Raw genomic sequence first — 23,474 nt, forward strand, 5'->3', positions numbered from 1 at the left:
TCCCGTCCCTAGGTTCGGCGCAGGTCACCGCCCGGTGACCTGCGCCGCACCCGCCGACCGCGGGCGACCGGGAGGAACCGACCGGGATGAACATCGTGCCGCTCCGGTCCCCGTTCGCGACGACGCTCGTCGCCATGGTCCTGCTGCTCGTCACCGGCGGTGTCGCCGCGGCCGGGCCGCCGGGGACGCCCGAGCAGCGGGTGGCCACCGCGGTCGAGGTCGCCCTGCGCCAGGTGGGGCTGCCGTTCGTCTGGGGTGGCAACGGGCCGGAGAACGGCGACCGCGGATTCGACTGCTCCGGGCTGACCGCCTTCGCCTACGGCAAGGCCGGCATCGTCCTACCGCGGACCGCGCACGACCAGTACCGCCGCGGCCCGCAGGTGCCCGCCGGGGCCGCGCTGCGCCCGGGTGACCTGGTCTTCTACGGCACCGTCGACAAGGTCCAGCACGTCGGTCTGTTCGTCGGGCAGGACCGGATGGTCAGCGCGCCGACGTTCGGGATGCCGGTGCAGACCTCCTGGTACCGGTGGCGCGGCGACGACTACCTCGGCGCGACCCGCCCGGCGCAGGCCACCGACGGCGTCCCGGACCCGGCGGTGCGCGAGACCCCGGACCCGTCGATCCCGGACGAACCCTGGTTCGACGCGCCCGCCGCGCCACCGCTGCCCCGCTGACCGCGCGACCCGCCGGCCCGCGGGACGACGACGCTGCCGCCCACGCGCCGGGTCAGGACGCGTCGGCGACCGGCACGTCGACCGCGACCACGGTGAGACCGGGGCCCGGGACCAGCCGCAGCGCGCGTGCCGCCGGCGCGGCCGGGTCCAGCACCACCACCAGGGAGGCGCCCGTGGCCCGGGCGCGGTCCGCGGCCGCACGCAGCATCGCCACACCACGCAGCCCGAGGAACCCCACCGCGTTCAGGTCCAGGACGACCCGGCCACCGGGCGCGGAGTCGACCGCGGCGAGCACCCGCGCCTCGACCGAGGGGCCGGTCGCGAGGTCGATCTCGCCGGACACGCCGATGACGACGGTCGCGGCAACGCCGCGTCCGACGTGGACCTGCGGGTCGGTGGTGACGGTGTCGGGCGCCGGGACGGCGAGGAGACGACGGGATGGCGTGGGCGCGGTCATGTGTCCGCCAGGGGGAGGTGGGGTCGGTCCCCCACTACGAGGACGGTCGACCCGTGGTGCCGTCGGAGCACGGAGCTGTACCGGACGGCCGAACGGCGACGGCCCCCGAGAGGGTGTCGCCCGTGAGAGACATCGAGCAGATCCGGTCGTCGGATCGACGAGCCCGGACCGTCACCGTAGCCGTCGTCGACACCGGGTGTCCAGGGCGCGGTCCGCTCCTCCGCCGGACCGGCGCCCCGATGCACTCCGCGGGGGCCTCGCCGCCCGGGCCCGGTGCTCCCGGGCGGCGAGGACCCCGGCGGGTCACATGCCCATGCCGCCGTCGGCCGGCAGGCCGGCACCGTTGACGAACCGGGCGGCGTCCGACGCCAGGAACGCGACCACGTCGGCGATGTCGGCGACCTCGCCGAGCCGACCCGACGGGGTCAGCTCGACCACCGCGCCGACCGCGGCCTCCGGGCTCTCGAACAGCCCGAGCCCGGCGGTCTCGACCGCGAGCTTCTGCCCCATCGCGGTCGGGACGAGCCCGGGGTACACGCAGTTGACCCGCACCCCGTAGCCCAGCTTGCCCGACTCCATCGCCGCGACCCGGGTGAGCCGGTCGACGCCGGACTTGGTCGCGGAGTAGCCGCCGATGGCGGGGAACGCGATGGTCGCGGCCACCGAGGCCACGTTGATCACGGCCCCGCCGCGGCCGGCCGCGCCACCCGGGCGCATGGCGCGGAAGGCGTGCTTGATGCCGAGCATCGTGCCGAGCAGGTTGACCTCGAGCATCCGGCGGACGTCGTCGGGCTCGGTGTCGGCGAGCAGCTGGGTGACCTCGACGCCCGCGTTGTTGACGACGACGTCGAGTCCGCCGAACCGCTCCACCGTCTCGGCGACGGCGCTGGTCCATGAGGCGTCGTCGGTGACGTCCAGGTGCACGAACCCGTGCTGCTCGCCGAGGGACTTCGCGAGCGTGCCGCCCGCCTCGTCCTGCAGGTCGGCGACGACGACCCGGCCACCGGAGTCGGCCAGCGCGCGGGCCATCCCCTCGCCCAGTCCCTGTGCTCCCCCGGTCACGAGCACGGTGCGTCCGGTCAGGTCGATCTGCGTCACGGCGACTCCAGTGTCGATCGGTGATGTGGGCCACAGGCTGCCGCGATCTCTGACCAGTTGTCAAGACATCGTCGGGCAGGCGTCCAGAACACCGGCGTCGGAGGCGCGCCGGTCGGTTACAGTGGCCCCCTGGCGGACGACGGGAGGGGGCCGCGTGGCACGGGCGAACCCGGTCGACAAGCACGACGCGCGCCGTCGCGCACTGGCGGACTCTGCCCTGCAGACCCTCGGCGAGCTCGGCTACGCGCGGGCGTCGCTGCGCGAGATCGCCCAGAACTCCCCGTACAGCCACGGTGTCGTGCACTACTACTTCGCCGACAAGCTGGAGCTGATCGTCTACTGCGTGCGGCAGTACAAGGCGGTGTGCGTGACCCGCTACGACGGCGCCGTCGCCGACGCGACGACCGCGGACGGCCTGGTCACCGCGTTCGCGGACACCCTGTGCCAGACGATCGTCGACGAGGCCCCGATGCACCGCCTCTGGTACGACCTGCGCGCCCAGAGCATGTTCGAGCCGAACCTGCGCGAGGCCGTCGGGCAGATCGACCGCACCCTGGAGGACATGGTGTGGCGGGTCGTCACCCGGTACGCCGAGCTCGCCGGCACCACGGTCGCGCTCAGCCCGCACGCCGCCTACGGGATGGTCGACGGCGTGTTCCAGCAGGCCCTGCTGGGGTTCCTCACCGGCGACGACCCGCACGCGCTGGACACCCTGCGCACCGAGGTCCGCGACCTGCTGCCGCTGACCCTGCGCCCGGTGCCGGTCGGCGCGGGCGCCGGGGCCTGATCCCGGATCTCACCGGGACCGCGCGGACAGCCCGCCGTCCACGGGCAGGCAGACGCCGTTGACGTAGGCGGCGCGGTCGGACGCGAGGAACACCGCGGCCTGCGCGACGTCGTGTGGCGACCCCATGCGGCCGGTCGGGCTGGCCTCGTGTCGGGCGGCCAGCGCATCGGGGTCGTCGACGACCTGCTCGCGCACCATCGGGGTGTCGATCAGCCCGGGAAGGACCGCGTTGGCGCGGATCCCCTCGCGTGCGTACGTCAGCGCCAGCGACACCGTGAGCTGGTCCAGGCCGGCCTTCGCCGCGCTGTAGACCGGGTAGACGTAGCCGGTGTCGCGGATGGCGGCCAGCGACGACACGTTCACGATCGCCCCCGCGACCGGCGGCGCGCAGGTGCGGCAGCGTGTGCCGGCAGGTCAGGTAGGCGCTGGTCAGGTTGATCGCGAGCCCCCGGTTCCAGTCGGCGAGGTCCAGCCCGGTGACCTCGCCGGGCACCACGGCACCGACGTTGTTGTGCAGCACGTGCGGCACACCGAGGGTGTCGACGATCCGGGCGACGGCGCGGGCGACGGCGCCGTCGTCGGTGACGTCGGCGGTGACGGCCAGCGCCGTGCCACCCGCGCCGGTGATCGCCGCGGCCACCCGGGCCGCCTCCGCGGCGTCGCGGTCGACGGCGGCGACCACCGCGCCGGCGTCGGCGTAGGCCAGCGCCGCCGCCGCGCCGTTGCTCAGCCCCCGCCCCGCGGACCCCGCGCCGAACACCACGGCCACCCGGCCCTCCAGCTCCCGCACCGGACCCTCCTCGCGTCGCCGTCCCCCGTCACCCTGCGCCCGCGACGGGGAGCTCGGACACCGACCGCCGACGAGCACCCCCGCCGCCGAGTGCTCCGTCTGTAGGATCGCGGCGTGCTCGGCGACGCGGCGACGACGCTGATCGACCGGCTCGCCGACGAGCTGTCCCGGTCGGTCGTCGTCGACGACCCCGCCGTGCAGGTCCTCTACGCCAGCGCGCACTACGGCGATGCCGACGAGACCCGCGTCGCGGCCGTGCTCAACCGCGGCGCCGAGCCGCGGATCCGCGGCTACGTGCTGTCCCAGGGGGTCCTGACCTGGACCCGCGCCGGGATCATCCCGGCCAGCGAGGAGCTGGGCATGCACGCCCGGGTCTGCGTCCCGGTGCGCTGGGAGGGCAGGCTGCTGGCGCTGCTCATGGTGATGGACGCCGACGGCTCGCTCACCACCGGCGAGCTCGGCCGGATCACCGAGGTCGCCGACCGGCTCGCGTTGCCGCTGCTGGACCTGGCGCGCACCGCCGACGCTGCCCACGAGGACGACCGCCGGGTGCTCGACCTCGTCGGCGACGACCCGGCGGCCCGGTCCCGGGCCGCCGCCGCGCTCGCCGGGACGGGCCGGGCCCCACGGTCGGGCGCGGTCGCCGACGTCGTCGCGGTCCCCGGGGCCGGTGAGGACGAGGAGCACGCCCGGATCGCCCTGCGGACGGCCCTGTCCGGGCGCCGCCCCGACCCGTGCGGGTGGCTCACCGCGGTCACCGGCAGCGCCGCGGTGCTGCTCGCCGACCCCCCGGCGGCGGGCGGCGGGGACCTTCCCGGGCGGGTGCACCGGGTCGTCGAACGGGTCGCGGAGCTGGCCCACGGCCGGTTCCGCTGTGTCGCCGGATCGGCGGGCCGGCCGCCGCGCCGGAGCTGCTCGCCGGGTCGGTCGCGCAGGCCCGGACCGCGTGCACGGCCGCGGAGCTGGGCCTGCGGCCCCCGGTGGCCCGGTGGTCGGAGCTCGGGGCGCTCGGCCCGCTGCTCGCGGTCCCGCCGGACCACCTGACCGAGGAGACCCTCCCGGCCGAGGTGCACCGGCTCCGCGCCGCCGACCCCGACGGGCGGCTGGTCGCGACCGTCCGCGCCTACCTCGACGAGGCGGGCAACGGCCCGGCCGCCGCCGCCCGCCTGCACATCCACCGCACCTCGCTCTACTACCGGCTCGACCGGGTCACCCGGCTCACCGGCCTCGACGTCTCCGACGGCGCGACCCGGCTGGCGCTGCACCTGGGGCTCACCGCACTCGACGTCATCGAGGCCGGGCTCGCCTTCGACAGTCGGAGCACGGAACGGCCTGATCACTCGTCCGGCGGAGGTGGTGACCGGAGCCACAGCGCCCCAGACTCTCCGCGGACCCGAGGAGGACACCGATGCCCACCTTCACCACCGCCGACGGCGTGACGCTCGACTTCCGCGACTCCGGCGGCGACGGCGTCCCGCTGGTGATGCTGCACGGCTGGGGACAGACCCAGGCGATGTTCGCCCACCAGCTCACCGGACTCGGCGCCGGCCGCCGCGTGGTCACCTACGACCAGCGCGGGCACGGCGTCTCCGACAAGCCCCACCACGGCTACCGCATCGCCCGGCTCGCGCAGGACCTCGTCGAGCTGCTCGACCACCTCGGGCTCGACCGCGCCGACCTGCTCGGCTGGTCGATGGGCGCCTCGGTGCTGTGGAGCCACATCGACACCCACGGCACCGGCCGGATCCGCAGGCTGGTGCTGGTCGACCAGCCGGCGGCCGTCGCGGCGGTGCCGTGGATGTCGGTGGACGAGCAGGCCGGGTCGGGGGCGATCTTCGACGTCGGCGGCCTGCTCGACCTGGCCGCGAACCTCGCCGGACCGGAGGGCCCGAAGGTGCGGGAGGCGTTCGTCCGCTCGATGTTCTCCGGCACCCCCGCCGAGGACGTCTGGTCCCTGGTCGCCCAGGAGATCACCCACACACCCGCCCACGCCGGAGTGCCGCTGCTGTTCGACCACTGCGCCCAGGACTGGCGCGACGTACTGCCCCGGATCGACGTCCCGACGCTGGTCGTCGGCTGCGAGGGCAGCCACGTGAGCCCGGAGTCGCAGCGCTGGATCGCCGAGCGCGTCCCGGGTGCGCGGCTGCACGTGTTCGGGACCGACGAGGCGAACTCGCACTTCGTGTTCCTGGAGAACCCCGCCGCGTTCGACGCGGTGGTCGAGGACTTCCTGGGCTGAACGCCCTCACGGCGCGGGGTCTCCCCCGGCGTGCGCCCGGGCGATGCCGTGGGCCGCGGCGCGCAGGGCCGGGACGAGGGTGCGGGCCCGGCCGTCGCGCGGCTGCACCGTCGACAGCGCCGCGACGACGGCCCCGTCCCGGCCCCGCACCGGGACCGCGACGCCGGTCGCGTCGGGGTGCACATGGCCCTCGGTGACGACGTGGCCGTCACGCCGGACGCGGGCGAGCAGGACCCGCAACCGGGCCGGGTCGGTCACCGTGGCGGACGTCCGCCGTTCCAGGGGCGCCGCGAGGACGCGTTCCTGCTGGTCGGGCGATGCGTGGGCGAGCAGGACCAGACCGGACGACGAGACGTGCAGCGGCAGCCGCCCGGCGATCCGGGTCAGGTTGACGACGGCCCCGGGGGCGGAGAGGCGTTCGAGGAAGATGACCTCGTCGCCGTCGAGGACGCCCAGCTGCACGTGGTGCCCGACGACGGCGTGCAGGTCCCCGAGGAACGGCAGCGCGGCGGCCCGCAGGGTCAGCGTCGGCGACGCCCGCTGCCCCAGCTCCCACAGCCGCATCCCGATCCGCAGCCGACCGGAGCCGGTCCGCGTGAGCAGGCCCAGCTCGACCAGCTGCCCGACCAGCCGCGACGCGGTGGCGACGTGCAGCCCCGATGCCCGGGCGATCTCGGCGACGCCCAGCTCGGGCCGCCCCGGCTCGAACACCGACAGGATCCGCACCGCCCGGGCCAGTACCGGTTCGCCCGCGACCACGGGTGGAGTGTGCACCTAGGGCGTGTCTCCCAAATAGGCGGACCGGGGTGCGCGATGCTTGATCGGTGCCGCGCACCGCTGTCCTGACCGATGCCCAGTGGGCCCGTCTGGCGCCGCTGTTGCCCTCCTCCGAGGGGCGTCGCGGGCGCCCGTTCCGCGATGACCGCCGGGTGCTCGAGGGGATCATCTACCGGTATCGGTGCGGGCTTGCCTGGCGAGACGTCCCGGCCGAGTTCGGGCCGTGGCAGACGTTGTGGAAGCGGCACCGCCGCTACAGCGGAGACGGCACCTGGGACCACATCCTGGCTGCTCTTCTGGTCGAGGCCGACGCCGCCGCGGTGCTCGGGTGGGCGGTCAGCGTGGACTCCACGATCATCCGTGCCCACCAGCATGCCGCGACCCTCAAGCGCGACACAGGGGGCCGGATCGAACTACACGAATCTGCTCGCCGAACCAGCAGATCACGCGCTGGGACGGTCCCGCGGAGGGCTGTCGACGAAGATCCACCAGCTCGTTGACGGGCACGGCCGCCCGCTGGTGGTCCTCCTCGGCCCCGGCCAGGGCGGCGACTCGCCAGTGTTTCCGCACCTGATGGCGCACCTGAGCATCGCCCGACCGGGCCCGGGACGACCCCGGACCCGGCCCGAACGCGTGCGCGCGGACAAGGCCTACTCCTCACGCGCGATCCGCCGGCACCTGCGCGAGCGCCGGATCATCGCTGTCATTCCGGAGCCCTCTGACCAGCAGGGGCACCGCAAACGACGCGGCTCACGCGGCGGCCGACCGCCCGCATTCGATCCGGTCGACTACCGAAACCGCAACGTCGTCGAGCGCGGGTTCTGCCACGTCAAGCAGTGGCGCGGTCTGGCCACCCGTTACGACAAGCTCGCCCTGACCTTCCGCGGCGGCGCCGTCCTGAAAGCGATCCTCACCTGGCTCCGCGCATTGGGAGACACGCCCTAGGCGGGGGTGACCCGCAGCGGCATCGACGCCCAGGCCCGCATGGTGTTGTTGGGCCGCCGGCGCGGCGGACCGGCGGGCTCGATGGTCGCGACCCGCGCGGCGAGCGCCCGCAGCACCGACTCGGCCTCCAGCCGGGCGACGTGCTGGCCGACGCACTGGTGCAGGCCCATCCCGAACCCGACGTGCCCGGACGGGTCGCGGCCCAGGTCGAAGGTGCCCGCGTCGGGTCCCCAGAACCGCGGGTCCCGGTTCGCCGACCCCAGGAACATCAGCACCTTGCGTCCGGCCGGGACACCCACGCCGGCGATCTCGGTGTCGGTCGCCGTCGTCCGGAAGAAGGTCTGCACCGGCGACTCCCAGCGCACGGCCTCGTCGAACGCGACGCGGGCGAGCCCGGGGTCGGCGCGCAGCCGCGCCCACTGCTCCGGATGCGTGGCGACGGCGTGCAGCACCGCCGCGAGCCCGGTGACGGTGGTGTCGACCCCGGCCGACAGCAGCGACCGCACGACCAGCGGGGCCTGCTCCGGGGTCAGGTCGCCGCGGTCCGCAGCGGCCCAGATGTCGGCGCCGAAGCCGTCGGCGGCCAGCGCCTCCCTGGCGCACTGCGCGTTCACCCACGCCGAGAGCTCCCCGAGCCGCGGCAGCTTCTCCTCCAGCAGCGCGTTGCGCGGCCCGAACGCGTTGAACAGCAGGTCGCCGTAGGGCAGCAGGTTCTCCCGGCCCGCCTCGGGCAGCCCGACGGCGTCGGGGAACACCCGCAGCGGGAACGCCTCGGCGATCGCCGGGACGGCGTCGAACTCGTTCCCGCCGGCCAGCACCTCGTCGACGAGCGCCGCGGCGTCGGCGGCCCAGCGGTCCCGCAGCACGCGCAGCGCCCGGGGGCCGAGGACCTTCCCCAGCACCCGACGCGGCGCGTCGTGGTGCGGCGGGTCGGCCTCCAGCAGCAGCGACGGCGGCCGCCACGGCGCCTCGGTGTGGAAGTTCGCCAGCCCCACCCGGCCCCGGACCGGAAGGACTGCCAGTCGACGAGCGCGGCCCGGACGTCGGCGTGGCGGCCGAGGGCGAGCACGTCGTAGCGGGTGAGCCGGACCAGCGGGCCGGCCGCGCGCAGCTGCTCGTGGAACGGGAGCGGGTCGGTGAGGACCTCGGGGGCGAACGGGTCGACGTCGGTGGTGGGCAGGTGGTCGAGCGCGGCCGTCATGGGCGCTGCCTTCCGTTCGGGGCGGGTACGGCTCAGACACGACCCGTTAGAGGTCGAGGACCAGACGTGGGCCGACCGAGCGCGAGACGCAGACGAGCATGCAGTCGGCGGCGGCGCGCTCGTCGTCGTCGAGGACGGAGTCGCGGTGGTCCGGGACACCGGCCAGGACGGTCGTCTCGCAGGTCCCGCAGGTGCCCTGCCGGCAGGAGGACAACACGTCGACGCCGGCGGCGGCGACCGCGTCGAGGACGCTCCGCCCGGGTGGCACGGTCACGTCGGTCCCGCGCCGGGCGAGGTTGACCTCGAACGCGGGTCGTCGCGACGGCGCGGTCGCCCGCGGGACGAAACGCTCGGTCCGCACGGTGTGCGACGGCCATCCGGCCGTCGCCCGTGCCAGCGCCGCGAGCAGCGGGGCGGGTCCGCAGCCGTAGACCCGGTGTCCGGGGCGGGCGCACCCAGGAAGCCGGGCAGGTCGAGCAGCCCCTGTTCGTCCTGGGGGACGATCCGGACCCGGTCCCCGTGCGCCGCGAGCTCCGCGGTGAACGCCATCGACCCGCGGGTGCGGCCGCCGTAGAGCAGCGCCCAGTCGGCGCCGAGCAGGTCCGCCGTGGCGATCATCGGGAGGATCGGGGTGATCCCGATGCCGCCCGCGACGAACAGGTAGCGCGGGGCCGGGACCAGCCCGAAGTTGTTGCGCGGCCCGCCGAGCCCGATCTCGTCGCCGACGGCGAGCCGGTCGTGGACCCAGGCCGAGCCGCCGCGCCCGGGCGCCCTCGCGCAGCACGGCGACGCGGTAGCGGTGGGCGTCCCACCGGTCCCCGCACAGCGAGTACTGGCGGGTGTGCCCGCCGGGGAGGACGAGGTCGACGTGCGCGCCGGGGGTCCAGTCCGGCAGCCGCCCGCCGTCGGCGGCGACCAGCTCCAGCGACACCACGCCGTCGGACTCGCGCCGGCGGCCCGCCACCCGGACCGTGCGGTTCTCGGCACCGGTCACCGTTTCTCCCCTCGTCGTCGAGGAGCCGAGCATCCGTCGCGCGACCGCCCGCCGGGAAGGCGGGTCTCGCTCAGTGAGAGACGGGGTTCAGAGGGCCCCGGCGAGACTGCGCCCGGCGGCGCGGCCGGAGAAGATGCAGCCGCCGAGGAACGTGCCCTCCAGCGCGTTGTACCCGTGCACCCCGCCCCCGCCGAACCCGGCGGCCTCCCCCACCGCGTAGAGCCCGGGGATCGGCTCGCCGCGGGTGTCGAGGGCTCGGGACTGCAGGTCGGTCTGGATCCCGCCGAGGGTCTTGCGAGTCAGCACGTGCAGCTTCACCCCGATCAGCGGCCCGGCGGCAGGGTCGAGGATCCGGTGCGGCACAGCGACCCGCCCGATCCGGTCGCCGAGCGAGCGGCGGGCGTTGTGGATGCCCTGGACCTGGGCGTCCTTGCTGTAGGGGTTCGCCAGCTGCCGGTCGCGGGCCTCGATCTGGCCGCGGATCAGGGCCGGGTCGAGCGGCGGGGCGTCGGTGCGGGCGTTCATCCCCGCGACGAGCTCGCCGAGGGTGTCGGCGACGACGAAGTCCTCCCCGTGGGTCGTGAACGCCTGGACCGGGCCGGGCGCGCCCTTGCTGAGCAGACGTTCGCGGAGGAAGGCCGCGCGGCGCCCGGAGGTGATGTCGGGGTTCTGCTCGGAGCCCGACAACGCGAACTCCTTCTCGATGATCTTTCGGGTGAGCACGAACCAGGAGTGGTCGTAGGGCGCGATGTCCGGGGTGGTGCGCAGGTGGCGCAGGGTGCCGAGGGTGTCGTAGCCGGGCAGGTACGGCGCGGGCAGCCGCCTGCCCAGCGCGTCGAACCACATCGACGACGGACCGGGCAGGATCCGGATGGCGTGGCCGGGCCAGACCGGGTCCCAGTTCACGACGCCCTCGGTGTAGTGCCACATGCGGTCGCGGTTGACCAGCCGCACGCCCGCGTCGGCGGCGATGTCGAGCATCCGCCCGTCCACGTAGGCCGGCACCCCGGTGATCATCGACGACGGCGGCGTGCCCATCCGCTCCGGCCAGTACCGGCGGACCATCTCGTGGTTCGCGCCGATCCCGCCGGTGGCCAGCACCACCGCGGGCGCGGAGAGCGTGAACTCCCCCGTCACGTCGCGGTTGCTGGGCGCCCCGCGCGGCGAGTCGTCCGGGGCGAGGAGGGCACCGCGGACGCCGGTGACGACGCCGTCGGTGCGGACCAGCTCGTCGACGCGGTGCCGGTGGTGGAAGGTCACGAGGCCGGCCTCGGCGGCCCGCAGCGCGGAGTCGACGAACGGTCCGACGACGCCGGTGCCGGTCCCCCAGCTCACGTGGAAGCGGGGCACGGAGTTCCCGTGGCCGGTCGCGGTGAGGTCGCCGCGCTCGGCCCAGCCGACCGTGGGGAGGAAGGAGATGCCCAGCTCGGTGAGGTAGGAGCGCTTCTCCCCGGCGGCGAACTCGACGTAGGCGCGGGCCCAGCGCGCGGCGTGGGTGTCCTCGTCGTCGAGGCGGTCGAACCCGGCGCTGCCCTGCCAGTCGCTCCAGGCCAGCTCGACCGAGTCGTGCACCCGCATGCGGCGCTGCTCGGGGCTGTCGACGAGGAAGATGCCGCCGAAGGACCACCACGCCTGCCCGCCGAGGTCGACGGGTCCCTCCTGGTCGACGACGGCGACCCGGCGGCCCCGCCGGGTCAGCTCGTGCGTGGCGACCAGTCCGGCCAGCCCGGCCCCGACGACGATCACGTCCGCGTCCATGCCACTCCGTTCGTCGCCGGCCCACCGCACCCCGCCGGGGCGGCCGGTGGACACAGACGTATCAGATCCGCTCAGATCCGCGCAGGACGACGGGAGACGGGCGCGCCGCCGACCGGACCGGATTCACAGCACGTCCACAGCGGTCCGCCCGACGGAGCACAGGGGTGCCCTCTACCGTTGATCGGGTCAGCGGAGGTGAGTCGAGGGAGGTGGACGTGCGGACCGACACCCGGCCCCGCGACGGCCGGTCCCGCCCGCGGTGGCGCCTGCCGGGGCTGCTGGCCGCCGCGCTCGCGGCGTCCGCCGCCGTCGTGCTCACGGTTCCGTCGTGGACACCCGGGCCGCCGCCCCAGGTCGCGACCGCGGCGTCGGCCACGGCGGCCGGTCCCGCCGCCACCCCGGCTCCCCCGACCTCCGCGCCGGCCCCGGCCGGTGCCCCGGTCCCCGCGGGCCCGGCGACGGCCACGCCGGCCGGGCCCGCCGTGCCCGGACCGTCCCTCCCGGTCGTCACCGGTGCCGACGGCACGCCGGTGGCGCGGCCTGCGACCGGCGCCCTGTTCGACGGCCCGGCCGACGCCCCCGGCGACCACTTCTGCTCCGGCTCGGTGGTCGAGTCCGCCACGGGTGACCTGGTCGTGACCGCCGCGCACTGCGTCGCCGACGGCGACGGCACGCCCGCCAGGACGGGCATGAGCTTCGCCCCCGGCTACGACGACGGCACCGCCCCCTTCGGCTACTGGACCGTCACCGCCGCCGCGGTCCCCCCGGGCTGGCTGGAGAGCGGCGATCCCGACTCCGACGTCGCGTTCCTGACCGTCTCACGGCCGGACGGACCGCCGATCCAGCAGGTCACCGGGGCCTACCGGATCGCCTTCGGTACGCCCGGCACCGACGGCGACGACACCCCGGTGACCGCGGTCGGCTACAACGACGGCGACGACGACGCGACGACCGTGTCGGGCACCGCCGGGACGCTCGACGAGGACCAGTGGCAGCTCGACCAGCCCGGCCTGGACCAGGGCGCCAGCGGCGGCCCGTGGCTGACCGGCCCGGACGACTCGGAGATCCTGGCCGTCACCGGCGGCTACCAGCAGGGCGGGGACTCCCCCGACGTCTCCTACGGCGCCGACCTCGGCCCCGCCGCGCAGGCGGCGTACCGCTCGGCGGGGGGACCGACTGAGCCGGCTCGTCGCGTGGTGGGACCGTCACCAGGTCCCGCTGTACCTGGCCGCGATCCTCGCCGGGGCACTCCTGGGTCTCGCCGTCCCGTGGGCCGCGCCCGCGCTCGGGGCCTCGGTCACCCCGGTACTCGCGCTGCTGCTGTTCGCGACGTTCCTCGCGGTCCCGCTGGTCGACCTGGCGCGGGCGTTCACCGGTGCCCGTTTCCTGGTCACCGTGCTCGTGGCGAACTTCGTGCTGCTCCCGCCGGTCGCGTTCGGGCTGTCCTCGTTCGTCGCCGACGACCGCGGCCTGCTCCTGGGGGTCCTGCTCGTCCTGCTCACCCCGTGCGTCGACTACGTCGTCGTGTTCACCGGGCTCGCCGGTGGCGCGCGGGCGCAGCTGCTCGCGGCGACACCGCTGCTCATGGTGGCCCAGCTCCTGCTGCTGCCCGGCTACCTGTGGCTGGCCGCCGGGCCGGAGGCGCTCGCCGTGGTCGAGGTCGGGCCGTTCGCCGAGGCGTTCGTGGTGCTGGTCCTGCTGCCGCTGGCCGCGGCGGCGCTGGTGCAGGTGCTGCACCGGCGACGGCCGGACGGGCGGGTCGCCCGGGTCGAGGGCGCCGCCGCCGGGGCGATGGTGCCGCTCATGGTGGCGACCCTGGCCCTGGTCGTCGCGTCCCAGATCGCCGACGTCGGCGCGCAGGCCCTCACCCTGCTGCGGCTGGTCCCGCTCTACACCGCGTTCGCCGTCGCGGCGGTCGTCGTCGGCCTGCTCGCCGCCCGGGTGGCGCGCCTGGACGTCCCCGCCACCCGCGCGACGGTGTTCTCGGCGACGACCCGCAACTCGCTGGTCGTGCTGCCGCTCGCCCTCGCCCTGCCCGGCCCGCTCGCCCTCGCCCCGCTGGCCGTCGTCACCCAGACCCTGGTCGAGCTCGTCGCCCTGGTGGTGCTGGTGCGGCTGGTGCCGGTGCTCGTCCCCGCCCGGTGAGCCGGCGGCCCCGTCAGCTGTCGGGGCCGCGACCCGCCCAGCTCCACGCGTAGGACGGGTCCTCACAGGCCCGTCCGCCCTCGCCGAGGGCCAGCGGCCGGAACGTGTCGACCATGACCGCGAGCTCGTCGAAGGACTCCGCCCCGAGTGCCCGCTCGACCGCGCCGGGCTGCGGGCCGTGGCTGTGCCCGCCCGGGTGCAGCGAGATCGAGCCCTGCCCGATCCCGGAGCCCTTGCGGGCCTCGTAGTCGCCGCCGCAGTAGAACATGACCTCGTCGGAGTCCACATTGGCGTGGTAGTAGGGCACCGGCACGGCCAGCGGGTGGTAGTCGACCTTGCGCGGCACGAAGTTGCAGATCACGAAGTTCTGGCCCTCGAAGACCTGGTGCACCGGCGGCGGCTGGTGCACCCGCCCGGTGATCGGCTCGAAGTCGGCGACGTCGAACGTGTACGGGTACAGGCAGCCGTCCCAGCCGACGACGTCGAACGGGTGGGTGGGCACCACGTAGCGGGTGCCGGTGATCCCGTGCGGCCCCCCGCGGTGCTTCACCAGCACCTCGACGTCGGTGTCCTCGACGAGCAGCGGCTCGGTGGGACCGTGCAGGTCGCGCTCGCAGTACGGGGCGTGCTCGAGCAGCTGGCCGTGACGCGACAGGTACCGCGCCGGCGGGGTGATGTGCGACGACGCCTCGATCGCGTAGGCGCGCAGCGGCTCGGACCCCGTCGGGACCCACCGGTGGGTCGTGCCCCGCGGGAGCACCACGTAGTCGCCCTGGTCTGCCTCCAGGGCTCCGAACACCGTCTCGACGGTCGCCGAGCCCGACTCCAGGTAGACGACCTCGTCGCCGACGGCGTTGCGGTAGAGCGGGCTGACCTCCCCCGCGACGACGTAGGAGATCCGCACGTCGGCGTTGCCGAGCACCAGCCGGCGTCCGGTGACGACGTCGACCGACTTCCAGTCCGGCGATTCGAGGTCGTGCAGCATCAGGTGCCGCGGCACGAGGGGCCGGTTCTCGGTCAGCGACTGGTCGCCCGGGTCCCAGGGGGTGGCGTCGACGATCGCCGACGGGACGCCCACGTGGTAGAGCAGCGAGGAGTCCGAGGAGAAGCCCTCCTCCCCCATCAGCTCCTCGCGGTAGAGCCCGCCGTCGGGGCGTCGGTGCTGGGTGTGCCGCTTCGGCGGGACGTCACCGGCTCGCCTGTAGTACGCCATCGTGGCCCTCCTCCGGTCCGGTCGATGTCGGTCTCCGCCCCGGTGCCCGCCTCGGCGCCCGCCCCGGCGCCGGCGGCGAGGACGACGGCCCCGTCGGTGGCCCGGGCGGTGGCCCGGGCGGCATCGGAGGCGGGGTCGGTCGCGCGGTCGTGCCGCGGGCGGTCGCGCGGGCGAGGGCGGCCGCGACGTCGTCGCGGGTCGGGGCGGGGAGCACGGCGGCGACGTGGGCGTCCGGGCGGAGTAGCCACACCTCGTCGGGCCGGGCGGCCAGGGCCGCGGACACCGTCGGGCCGGCTCCGTCCCCCGCGGGGGCACCGGCTCCCGCTCCGGCCGGGTCGGCAGCGGATCCAGGGCCGGCTCCCGCTCCGACACCGGCGGCTCCACCGGCGGCGGGGTCGGGGTCGGGGTGGCCGTCCAGCTCGGCGAGGGCGAGCACGCGGACCGGGCCGGGCGCCGCGGACGCCGCCGCGGTGACCGCGTCCGCGTCGGCCAGCGGGCCGGTGAGCAGCAGGAACCCGTCGCGGGCGAGCGCGCGCAGCCGTCCCGGGCCGGCCGGGGTGCGGACCGGGGCGTCGGGGACGAGCACGCCGGGCCCCGCGGGCGGGACCTCGCCGCGGGCGGGCCGCCCGGCGAAGGGACGACGGGCGTCGGCGGTGGTCAGCGGGGAGTCGACGTACCAGAACGGCTCGGACAGCCGGCCGGAGTCGACCCGCGCCCTGGCCCCGGGGTCGGTCGCCGCCGCGGCGAGGACCTCGGAGCGGGCCCGCACCTGCTCGGCGCTGCGCGGGACCAGGAAGTCCATCGTCGCGGTGGTCACGGCGACGTTCTCCCGTGCCGCCGCGTGCCGCTCGGCGTGGTAGCTCTCCAGGAACTCCTCCGGTGCCCAGCCGTGACCGACCCAGGCGATCTTCCAGGCGGCGTTCTCCGCGTCGGCGACGCCGGAGTTCAGGCCGCGGGCACCGAACGGGGACACCAGGTGCGCGGCGTCGCCCGCCAGCAGGACCCGGCCGCACCGCATCCGGTCCACCACCCGCGAGTGGAACCGGTAGACCGAGGACCAGACCACCTCGTGGTCGACGTCGCCGATGACCGCCCGGATCCGGGCGTCCAGCGCGCCGGACGCGGTCTCGGCGTCGAGGTCGTACCCGGCCGGGACCTGCCAGTCGATCCGGTACGTCGAGTCCGGGCACGGGTGGACCAGCACCTGGCGGCCCGGGTTCGCGGCCGGGTCGAAGTGGAAGCGGCGCTCGGCCGCCCATCCCGGGAGGTCGGCGCGGACGTCGCAGATCAGGAAGCGGTCGTCGAAGCTGGTGCCCTCGAAGGTGACCCCGAGCAGCTCCCGCAGCGCATCACCGCGGGCGCCGGCACAGACGACCAGGAAGCTCCCCGCGACCCGGCCACCGCCGTCGACGGTGACCGTGACGCCGTCGGCGGTCTGCTCGACACCGACAACGTCGTGCCCCCAGCGCAGGTCCACCAGTGCCTCGTCGGCGATCCGCTCGTCGAGGATCTCCTCGGTGCGGGCCTGGGAGAGGTTCACGAAGGCCTGGCCCGCACCCCGCGCGAGGCCGCCCGGGCCGTGCCGAAGCTGGCGCTGGTCGCCGAGGGTGCGCCCGGCCGGTCCGACGTGGCCGTCCGCATGCTGTCGATGGGGCGTACGCACCCGGCGCTGGCCGTGACCGGCTCGATCGCACTCACCCTGGCGGCCCGCACTCCCGGTACCGTGCTGCACGACCTCGTCGCGACGGAGCGGGAGGACCTGCTGATCGACACCCCGGCCGGCGTCATCGCCACCGTGCACGGCAGCCGGGACGGCCTGCCCGCGGTCGCGGTGCGGCGCACCGCGCGCCGGATCGCGGACGCCCTCCTGGCCCTGCCGGAGGCCGCGACCGCGGCCGCCGCGGCGGCGCACGCCGCCTGAGCCCCCTCCGGGAGCGGCACGCCGACCGGCTCCCACCCATCACCGGACCGCTCCGCTCACCCGAAGGACAATGATGTCGCCCCAACTCCTCTCCATCCTGGTCCTGGCCGGCATGTTCGTCGTCGCGACGATGCTGCCGATCAACATCGGGATCCTGGCCTTCGTCGCCTCGTTCGTGGTCGGGACCTTCGCTCTCGGTCTCGACGAGAAGGAGATCTTCGAAGGCTTCCCGGTCTCGTTGTTCATCACCGTCGTCGGCGTCACCTACCTGTTCTCGGTGGCGAAGCTCAACGGAACGATCGACCTGCTGGTCGACCAGGGGATCCGCCTGGTCCGGGGCCGCGCGATCCTGGTGCCCTGGGTGCTGTTCGCCGTCGCCGCGGTGCTCACCGCGCTGGGCACCTTCACCCCGGCCGCCGTCGCGCTGCTGGTGCCGATCGGCATGAACTTCGCCTTCAAGTACCGGATCAGCCCGCTGATGATCGGCATGATGGTCATCTGCGGTGCGCACGCCGGCGCGTTCTCCCCGATGGCCGTCTCCGGTGCCCTGGTCTTCGGGATCGTGGCCGACTCCGGCCTCGCGGTCTCCCAGGCCGTGCTCTTCTTCGCCAGCCTCGCGTTCAACGCCCTGCTGGGCGGCATCACCTACCTGCTGCTGCGCAACCGGGGCGAGGAGAGCTTCGTCGAACGGCCCGAGACCACCGACACCGACGACGACCTGCCCACCGGGGGCGGCGGTGTCGCGACACTGGTCCGTACCCGGCCGCAGGTCATCACCTGGCAGCAGCGCGCCACCCTGGTCGCGCTGGTCGGCCTCGTCGTCGGCGCGCTGGCCTTCCACCTGCAGATCGGCTTCCTCGCACTGGCCGCCGGCGCCGTCCTGGCCCTGCTCGACCGCGAGAACCTGGGCAAGGCGATCGACGGCATCAGCTGGCCGACGATCCTGCTGGTCGCCGGCATGGTGACCTACGTCGGGGTGCTGGAGCACGCCGGGACGATCGAGTGGGTCTCCGAGGGCGCGGTCCACCTGGGCGCGCCGCTGCTGGTCGCGCTGGTCCTCTGCCTGGTCGTCGGCATCACCTCGGCGTTCGCCTCCTCGACCGCGATCCTGACCGCGGTGATCCCGATGGCGATCCCGCTGCTGCTCACCGGCTCGCTGCCCGCCGCGGGTGTCATCGCGGCCATGGCCATCTCGACCACGATCGTCGACGTCTCGCCGTTCTCCACCAACGGCGCGCTGGTGCTGGCCAACGCCCGGGGCGGCGACCGGACCCGCTTCTACCGCCAGGTCATCACCTACACCTGCGGCATCGTGGCCCTCGGGCCGCTCGCCGCGTGGGCGGTCCTGGTCCTGCCCGGGGCGTTCTGAGGTCCCCCCGACGTCGGTCCGGGTCCCTCCACGCGACCTGGGGCCCGGGCCGACCCGCACCGTGTGCCGGTACCTGCTCGCAGCGGGTACCGGCACACGGCCCTGCGGGGCCGGTCGTGCGTCGTCGCGGGCCGTCGTCCTGGTCGGGCGGCGGTCGGGCGGCGGTCGGCGCTGCCCCGCTCAGGCGGTGAGCCGGACGGCCTCGGCGGCGGCGCGCACCCAGCCCGCACCGACGTCGTCGACCGGGGCGGTCACCGCGGCCCCGACGAGGGCGGACCGCAGGCCCGGTCGGTCGGTGCCGATCGCCAGGACCAGGGCGAGGGCGCGGAGCTCCCAGGGGTGGTCGAGGAGCCGTTCGTCGAGCACGTAGCCCGGTAGCGCCCTCGCCCACTCCGGGTCCCCGGGCGTTGCCGGGCCGTCGGACGCGACGGGCACGCCGCGCAGGGCAGCCCGTCCGACCTGCGACTCGAGGTCGGCCGGGCCACGGGTCTCCCCCGCCGGCACCCGAGGGACCACGAGGTGGTGGGTGCGGGGCGAGTCGGTCCAGATCGCCGTGCGCACCGCGGGGTCGTCCGGCGTCACGGTCTCGAACAGGTACTCCGAACGCGGCCGGTACCAGCTCGGCGGCACCCCGAGCACCGGCCGCTGCAGCCGGGGGCGGCGGGCAGCACGACGTTGCGCACGGTGTCGGTGTCGTGGTGGGCCCGCCAGATCCGGCCGCAGGCGCACCGGCCCAGGTCGTCGCCCAGCGCGCCGGCGCCACCGTCGCGCGCGGCGCCCGACCAGACCCGGGCCACCGCCCGGGCCCCGGTCCGGGGCCCCACCTCGTCGGCGTGGTGGTCGTACCAGCGGTCGACGGCCTCGGTGGTGGTGAGCCCACGGCGCAGCGCCGCGCGACCGACCAGATCGACCATCAGCATCACGGTGTGCTCCCCGGTGGGTTCGGCGGCGGGTTCGGCAGCGGGTTCGGCTGGGTCGGCCGCGGGTCCGGCGCCGCGCGGGCGCGGAACGAGCGGGCGGCGTCGGCCAGGTCGGACTCGACTGCGGCGGCGGGGCGTACCGGGCAGGCACCGCAGTACCGCCCGGCGGCGGAGGTGGTCCGGAAGGCGAGGCAGCACGCCCGGCGACGCACCGACATCCAGTCGGTGCCGTCGACGCGCACCGCACCGACGACGACCAGACCGCCCAGCCCGGCGTCGTGCAGCAGCGCCCGGGTCGGCCCGACGAATGCGTCGGGACGCGGGCGCCGCCAGGACAGGTGCAGCATGCTCAGCGCCACCGCGTGCGCAACCGCGGCCCGCAGCGTGCGACGCCCGGCCCGGGTCCGTACCGCGAGGTCGTCGGCGAGCGGCAGCAGCGCCCCGTCGAGCAGCGACGCCCGCAGCGCTGCCCGGTCCCCCCGGGCGGGGCGCCCGGGAGCGGCGAGGGCGAGCCAGCCCGGGGTGTGGGGGTCCGGGCCGAGGGAGACCACCTCCGGCCGGGCGTCGAGCAGGACGTCGAGCTCGTGGAACGCGGCCAGGACCGGGGCGGTGAGGCGCAGGGCGTAGCGGTCGAGCAGCAGGACCGCCGCGACGGCACGGCGGTCGGTCCCGCGCTCGTCGGCGACGCGGTCGAGGGTGTCGTCCAGCTCCGGCCCGAGGACCCGGTGGGCCGGGGACCAGCCCCGCGGACGACCGGACCGGGCGACGAAGCGGGGCCCGAGCGGCACGCGGGAAACCAGCACCGTGCCGGGTCCGCCGTCGGCGGGCGCGGATGCGGGGAGCGGCGTCATGACGACGGCACCGGCCCGGTCCGTGGGGAGACGGACCGGGCCGGCGACCGGGTTCAGCGCGTCGCCGGCGAGATCGCGACCGGCTCGCGCCGCGCCTCGTGGTGGTTGGCGTTGCGCGGGGTGGACAGGACCTGGCGGGTCCGCTCGTCGAGGGCGAGGGAGTCCGACAGGGCGCCGCTGGAGGCCAGGGTGGTCTCCAGCGCCTCCAGCCAGTGCAGGTAGTAGCTCCACGGCTCGCCGCCGTCGCCCTTCTCCCACGAGCGGATGGAGTCGATCAGCGAGAGCTGGAACTCGCTCCACTCGTAGTGGCCCTCGTGGTATGCGGCGACGGCCATCGCGAAGGCCCGCACCTCCCACGGCTCGGAGAACGGCTTGTCGGCGCCGGGCATGTCGCACACCAGCTTCTCGATCCGCCGGCGGGCGTCGCCCAGCTCGGTGGCGTCGGTGCGCACCCCCTCGCTCATGCCCCGGCCGCCTCGGTGACCACGGGCTTCGGCGCTCCGACCCCGATCATCGAGTCCCGGGTGACGAGCGCGGCGAGCTGCTCCTCCGACAGGTGCTCGCTGCCGGCCGGGCGCTGCGGGAGCACCCAGTAGCGCAGCTCGGAGCTGGAGTCCCAGACGCGGATCTCGACCGAGTCCGGCAGGGGGTAGCCGAAGTCCTCGGCGAGGACCTTGCGGGGCTCGCGGACGATGCGCGCCCGGAACGGCGGCGCCTTGTACCAGTTCGGCGGCAGGCCCAGGACCGGCCACGGGTAGCAGGAGCACAGGGTGCAGACGATGACGTGCTGGACGGTGTCGGTGTTCTCGACGACGACCATCTCCTCGCCCTGCAGGCCGCCGATGCCCAGCTCGCGGCAGGCCTCGGAGGCGTCGGCGAGCAGACGCGCCTTGAACTCCGGATCGGTCCAGGCCTTCGCGACGACCTTCGCGCCGAGCTGCGGACCGACCTCGTTCTCGTAGACCTCGACGAGGCGGTCGACCGCCTTCGTGGTCACGACACCCTTCTCGATGAGGACCGACTCCAGGGCCTTGACCCGTGCGGCGATCTCCTCCTGGTGCGGAGCGGGGTGTCGGTGGGGTTCGCGGTCATGGGTCAGGCTCCCTGGGCGGCGGGGACGGGGGTGAGGTAGGGCTCCCACACGTCGAAGTAGTTGACGCCGTTGGGGTCCGCGGCCTCGGGACCCCACAGCTCGGCGGCCGTGAACTTGACGGTGTAGAGGTGCTCGGGGCAGTCACCGAGGCCGTTGCCGGCGGTGTCGGGGTAGAGGAAGGTGCCGTGCGCCGCGGTGATCACGCCTCGGTGCCCGCGGATGTAGCGAGCGCGGCGGGTGTGTCCGTACGGGCTCTCGTTCCCGATGACGACCTCGTCGCCGACGGAGAACCGGGCCTCCTTGTCGGACTCGCGGTTGGCGGGGAACCCGTTCGTGACCGCCCAGTCGACGAACTCGACGATCTCGGGGTCGGTCTCGCGCTCGGGCAGCGGCGCGTCCGGGTTCTCCAGATAGTACTGGGTGCGCTTCTCGAGATCGGCCGGGTCGAGGATGCCCGCGACCTCGGCGTAGTGCTCGATCGTGTGCATCCAGTGCTCGTAGTAGTTCGAGAGCAGGTACTCCGCCGGGTCCATCTTCTCGATGCCGTGGCGGAACTGGTCCACGTTGAAGAGTCCGGCACGCGCGCTCTGGGCGAACATGGGGAAGACCCGCTTCTCCCACTCGGCGCGGAACACGGGCTCGCTCATGTGGTCGTTCTCGACCGGTCCGAGACCGTCGGTCCCGCCGAGGTCGAAGACTCCGTTCACTGCTGTCCTCCTACTGTGGCGAGGGCCGGTGGGGCGGGGAAGCCGCCGACGGCCTGCTCGAAGGTGTGCGCGACCCGAAGGACGGTCGCGTCGTCGAAACGCCGGCCGACGATCATCAGACCGACCGGGAGCCCGTCGACCAGCCCGGCCGGCACCGAGACGGCGGGGTGACCGGACACGTCGAACGGGGCACAGTTGCCGACCATCCCCAACGCGGTCGGCAGGTAGGTGTCCAACCCGGCATCGAGCCCGATCAGCTCCGGCGCGGTGTAGGGCAGGGTCGGCATGACCAGCACGTCACAACCACTCAACGCCTGGTCGTAGGCCGCACGCAGCTCGAACGCGAGGTTGCGGGCCATGCCGTAGTAGACGCCGCCGCCGTGGCCGAAGGTGTAGCCGCCCGAGAGCCCGACCAGCTTGACCGTCTTGGACAACTCCGCCCCCCGGGCGAGGCGCTGACGGTGGTAGTGCGCGATCAGCTCCGGATCGTAGAGACCCGGATAGTTCATGCCGTAGGCGTTACCGTCGACCATCTGGTAGGCCGCACCCTCGGTCGCGATGACGTTCCACACCGCCATCCCGTCCAGATGCCACGGGATCGACACCTCCTCCGCCACCAACCCGGCCCCGGCCAGAGCGCCGACCGCGGCACGCACGGCCTCGTCGACGGCCGGGTCGCTCTCCGGGCGACCGAAACCCTCGACCACGATCCCGACCCGCAGGCCGGCGGCCGACTGCTCCAGTGCGGCGAGGTAGTCGACCGGGTCCAGGACAGTGGGCTGACGGGCATCGAACCCGTCGACACCCGCCAGGACCGTCAGCATCAGCGCGGCGTCGGACACCGTGCGGGTGATCGGCCCGAGGTGATCGATCGTGGCCTCGATCGGGAACGCCCCGGTGTAGGGGACCAGCCCGTGAGTGGGCTTGTGCCCCACCGTCCCGCAGAACGCACTCGGGATCCGGATCGAACCACCCTGATCCCCACCCACGGCCAGATCCACCGCACCCGAGGCCACCAGTGCCGCGCTCCCACTCGACGAACCACCGGCATTACGGCCGGTGTCCCACGGATTGCGCACCGGCCACGGCCGCGAGGTGAAACTCGCACCCGAGAAACACAGGTCCTCACACACCGACTTCCCGGTGATCGTCGCCCCCGCCGCCAGCAGCCGGGTCGCCACCGTCGCATCCCGCGACGGGACGAAACCCTCGACCGTCGCCGACCCATTGGTCATCGGCACCCCGGCCAGACAGATGTTGTCCTTCAGCGCCACCGTGCGCCCAGCCAACAGACCCTCAGCAGCACCCGGCACCGACGTCGTCACATACCAACCACCGAGAGGGTTGTCCGCAGGCTCCGACCACACCCGCTCCGGGGCGGCCGGCGCACTCGCGGTGTACAGCTCCTCGACACGATCGGACGCAGCCAGCGTCGCCGCGACCGCCGGACCGAACTCGGCCAGCTCGGCCTCGGACAGGCCGAACGCGTAATGCTCGTTCAACGCCGCCAGCCGGGCGGCATCGGGAGGGGGGTA

Annotated in this window: 22 protein-coding genes and 6 pseudogenes; 10 read left to right on the plus strand and 18 right to left on the minus strand. The window is 74.7% G+C overall.

Annotation, left to right across the window (positions count from 1 at the left end; all coding sequences use genetic code 11):
* The first annotated feature begins 86 nt into the window (after positions 1-86).
* Positions 87-674 carry a C40 family peptidase gene (locus tag KPL57_RS69610; RefSeq protein WP_308252851.1) on the plus strand — a complete coding sequence of 196 codons (588 nt, stop codon included), beginning with the start codon at positions 87-89 and terminating at the stop codon, positions 672-674.
* Positions 675-726: 52 nt separating this feature from the next.
* On the opposite strand, the gene KPL57_RS12090 is transcribed toward KPL57_RS69610, so the two are convergent.
* Together KPL57_RS12090 and KPL57_RS12095 are read right to left on the minus strand one after the other, a co-directional pair.
* Positions 727-1,131, minus strand: a complete 405-nt coding sequence (locus tag KPL57_RS12090; protein ID WP_149662774.1) for an STAS domain-containing protein — start codon at positions 1,129-1,131, stop codon at positions 727-729.
* A 303-nt stretch (positions 1,132-1,434) separates the two neighbouring features.
* Positions 1,435-2,229, minus strand: coding sequence for an SDR family NAD(P)-dependent oxidoreductase (locus KPL57_RS12095; protein WP_226351665.1), 795 nt, complete (start codon positions 2,227-2,229; stop codon positions 1,435-1,437).
* Between the two features lie 154 nt (positions 2,230-2,383).
* On the opposite strand from KPL57_RS12095, the gene KPL57_RS12100 reads away from it, so the two are divergent.
* Entirely contained in the window at positions 2,384-3,016 is a 633-nt protein-coding gene (locus tag KPL57_RS12100; protein ID WP_083696111.1) for a TetR/AcrR family transcriptional regulator, read from the plus strand.
* A 9-nt stretch (positions 3,017-3,025) separates the two neighbouring features.
* On the opposite strand, the gene KPL57_RS66310 is transcribed toward KPL57_RS12100, so the two are convergent.
* Both KPL57_RS66310 and KPL57_RS69615 read right to left on the minus strand, forming a co-directional pair.
* A complete protein-coding gene (locus KPL57_RS66310; protein WP_308252852.1) occupies positions 3,026-3,379 on the minus strand; it encodes an SDR family oxidoreductase in 354 nt (117 codons plus the stop codon).
* Positions 3,380-3,446: 67 nt separating this feature from the next.
* Positions 3,447-4,028: pseudogene (locus tag KPL57_RS69615) on the minus strand (SDR family NAD(P)-dependent oxidoreductase); the annotation flags it as partial.
* On the opposite strand from KPL57_RS69615, the gene KPL57_RS12110 reads away from it, so the two are divergent.
* Genes KPL57_RS12110 through KPL57_RS12120 form a run of 3 tightly spaced genes read left to right on the plus strand, consistent with a single transcriptional unit; the run spans position 3,921 to position 6,045 of the window.
* Positions 3,921-4,850, plus strand: coding sequence for a hypothetical protein (locus KPL57_RS12110; protein WP_226351666.1), 930 nt, complete (start codon positions 3,921-3,923; stop codon positions 4,848-4,850). The pseudogene KPL57_RS69615 and the gene KPL57_RS12110 sit on opposite strands and share 108 nt — an antisense overlap.
* Entirely contained in the window at positions 4,787-5,245 is a 459-nt protein-coding gene (locus KPL57_RS12115; protein ID WP_226351667.1) for a CdaR family transcriptional regulator, read from the plus strand. Before KPL57_RS12110 ends, KPL57_RS12115 begins: the two co-directional genes overlap by 64 nt.
* A complete protein-coding gene (locus KPL57_RS12120; protein ID WP_226351668.1) occupies positions 5,215-6,045 on the plus strand; it encodes an alpha/beta fold hydrolase in 831 nt (276 codons plus the stop codon). Before KPL57_RS12115 ends, KPL57_RS12120 begins: the two co-directional genes overlap by 31 nt.
* A gap of 6 nt (positions 6,046-6,051) precedes the next feature.
* Here KPL57_RS12120 and KPL57_RS12125 read toward each other — a convergent pair whose 3' ends face one another.
* A complete protein-coding gene (locus KPL57_RS12125; RefSeq protein ID WP_226351669.1) occupies positions 6,052-6,804 on the minus strand; it encodes an IclR family transcriptional regulator in 753 nt (250 codons plus the stop codon).
* 65 nt (positions 6,805-6,869) lie between these two features.
* Between KPL57_RS12125 and KPL57_RS12130 the strand changes: the two are divergent.
* Positions 6,870-7,767: pseudogene (locus tag KPL57_RS12130) on the plus strand (IS5 family transposase).
* Here the strand turns inward: KPL57_RS12130 and KPL57_RS12135 are convergent.
* The 3 genes and pseudogenes from KPL57_RS12135 to KPL57_RS12145 all read right to left on the minus strand — a co-directional run bounded on the left by KPL57_RS12135 (position 7,764) and on the right by KPL57_RS12145 (position 11,720).
* Positions 7,764-8,762, minus strand: coding sequence for a cytochrome P450 (locus KPL57_RS12135; protein WP_308252853.1), 999 nt, complete (start codon positions 8,760-8,762; stop codon positions 7,764-7,766). The pseudogene KPL57_RS12130 and the gene KPL57_RS12135 overlap by 4 nt on opposite strands.
* Before the next feature lie 252 nt (positions 8,763-9,014).
* Positions 9,015-9,995: pseudogene (locus KPL57_RS12140) on the minus strand (2Fe-2S iron-sulfur cluster-binding protein).
* Between the two features lie 54 nt (positions 9,996-10,049).
* Positions 10,050-11,720, minus strand: coding sequence for an FAD-binding dehydrogenase (locus KPL57_RS12145; RefSeq protein WP_226351670.1), 1,671 nt, complete (start codon positions 11,718-11,720; stop codon positions 10,050-10,052).
* Between the two features lie 530 nt (positions 11,721-12,250).
* On the opposite strand from KPL57_RS12145, the pseudogene KPL57_RS72030 reads away from it, so the two are divergent.
* Positions 12,251-12,709 (plus strand): annotated as a pseudogene (locus KPL57_RS72030) (serine protease); the annotation flags it as partial.
* Here the strand turns inward: KPL57_RS72030 and KPL57_RS66320 are convergent.
* On the minus strand, positions 12,643-12,798 hold the full coding sequence (locus KPL57_RS66320; RefSeq protein WP_264198017.1) for a hypothetical protein: 156 nt from the start codon (positions 12,796-12,798) through the stop codon (positions 12,643-12,645). The pseudogene KPL57_RS72030 and the gene KPL57_RS66320 sit on opposite strands and share 67 nt — an antisense overlap.
* 173 nt (positions 12,799-12,971) lie before the next feature.
* Here KPL57_RS66320 and KPL57_RS12155 point away from each other — a divergent pair, with 173 nt between their 5' ends.
* A complete protein-coding gene (locus KPL57_RS12155; RefSeq protein ID WP_308187818.1) occupies positions 12,972-13,865 on the plus strand; it encodes an arsenic resistance protein in 894 nt (297 codons plus the stop codon).
* 13 nt (positions 13,866-13,878) lie between these two features.
* Here KPL57_RS12155 and KPL57_RS12160 read toward each other — a convergent pair whose 3' ends face one another.
* Positions 13,879-15,078, minus strand: a complete 1,200-nt coding sequence (locus KPL57_RS12160) for a homogentisate 1,2-dioxygenase (RefSeq protein WP_226351671.1) — start codon at positions 15,076-15,078, stop codon at positions 13,879-13,881.
* A gap of 130 nt (positions 15,079-15,208) precedes the next feature.
* Positions 15,209-16,621 (minus strand): annotated as a pseudogene (locus KPL57_RS12165) (FAD-dependent monooxygenase); the annotation flags it as partial.
* 36 nt (positions 16,622-16,657) lie between these two features.
* On the opposite strand from KPL57_RS12165, the gene KPL57_RS12170 reads away from it, so the two are divergent.
* Together KPL57_RS12170 and KPL57_RS12175 are read left to right on the plus strand one after the other, a co-directional pair.
* Positions 16,658-16,999: a PrpF domain-containing protein gene (locus tag KPL57_RS12170; RefSeq protein WP_308252854.1), complete on the plus strand. Its 342-nt coding sequence runs from the start codon at positions 16,658-16,660 to the stop codon at positions 16,997-16,999.
* 73 nt (positions 17,000-17,072) lie between these two features.
* Positions 17,073-18,368: an SLC13 family permease gene (locus KPL57_RS12175; protein WP_226351673.1), complete on the plus strand. Its 1,296-nt coding sequence runs from the start codon at positions 17,073-17,075 to the stop codon at positions 18,366-18,368.
* Between the two features lie 180 nt (positions 18,369-18,548).
* Here the strand turns inward: KPL57_RS12175 and KPL57_RS12180 are convergent, their stop codons facing one another.
* The 7 genes and pseudogenes from KPL57_RS12180 to KPL57_RS12210 all read right to left on the minus strand — a co-directional run.
* Positions 18,549-18,998 carry a hypothetical protein gene (locus KPL57_RS12180; protein WP_226351674.1) on the minus strand — a complete coding sequence of 150 codons (450 nt, stop codon included), beginning with the start codon at positions 18,996-18,998 and terminating at the stop codon, positions 18,549-18,551.
* Positions 18,947-19,282 carry a nitrile hydratase subunit alpha gene (locus tag KPL57_RS12185; RefSeq protein WP_226351675.1) on the minus strand — a complete coding sequence of 112 codons (336 nt, stop codon included), beginning with the start codon at positions 19,280-19,282 and terminating at the stop codon, positions 18,947-18,949. The genes KPL57_RS12180 and KPL57_RS12185 overlap by 52 nt, the downstream gene beginning before the upstream one ends.
* Positions 19,283-19,287: 5 nt before the next feature.
* Positions 19,288-20,139: a hypothetical protein gene (locus tag KPL57_RS12190; protein WP_226351676.1), complete on the minus strand. Its 852-nt coding sequence runs from the start codon at positions 20,137-20,139 to the stop codon at positions 19,288-19,290.
* Between the two features lie 53 nt (positions 20,140-20,192).
* Positions 20,193-20,603 (minus strand): nitrile hydratase accessory protein, encoded by a 411-nt coding sequence (locus KPL57_RS12195; RefSeq protein WP_020625487.1) that lies wholly within the window; start codon positions 20,601-20,603, stop codon positions 20,193-20,195.
* Positions 20,600-21,238, minus strand: a complete 639-nt coding sequence (gene nthA, locus KPL57_RS12200; RefSeq protein WP_226351760.1) for a nitrile hydratase subunit alpha — start codon at positions 21,236-21,238, stop codon at positions 20,600-20,602. The genes KPL57_RS12195 and nthA overlap by 4 nt, the downstream gene beginning before the upstream one ends.
* The gene (nthB, locus tag KPL57_RS12205; RefSeq protein ID WP_226351677.1) at positions 21,235-21,939 is read right to left on the minus strand and encodes a nitrile hydratase subunit beta; all 705 of its coding nucleotides are present in this window, start codon (positions 21,937-21,939) and stop codon (positions 21,235-21,237) included. The genes nthA and nthB overlap by 4 nt, the downstream gene beginning before the upstream one ends.
* Positions 21,936-23,471: pseudogene (locus KPL57_RS12210) on the minus strand (amidase); the annotation flags it as partial. The gene nthB and the pseudogene KPL57_RS12210, both read right to left, overlap by 4 nt.
* Positions 23,472-23,474: the final 3 nt, after the last annotated feature.

Source organism: Pseudonocardia sp. ICBG601 (genome assembly GCF_020496245.1).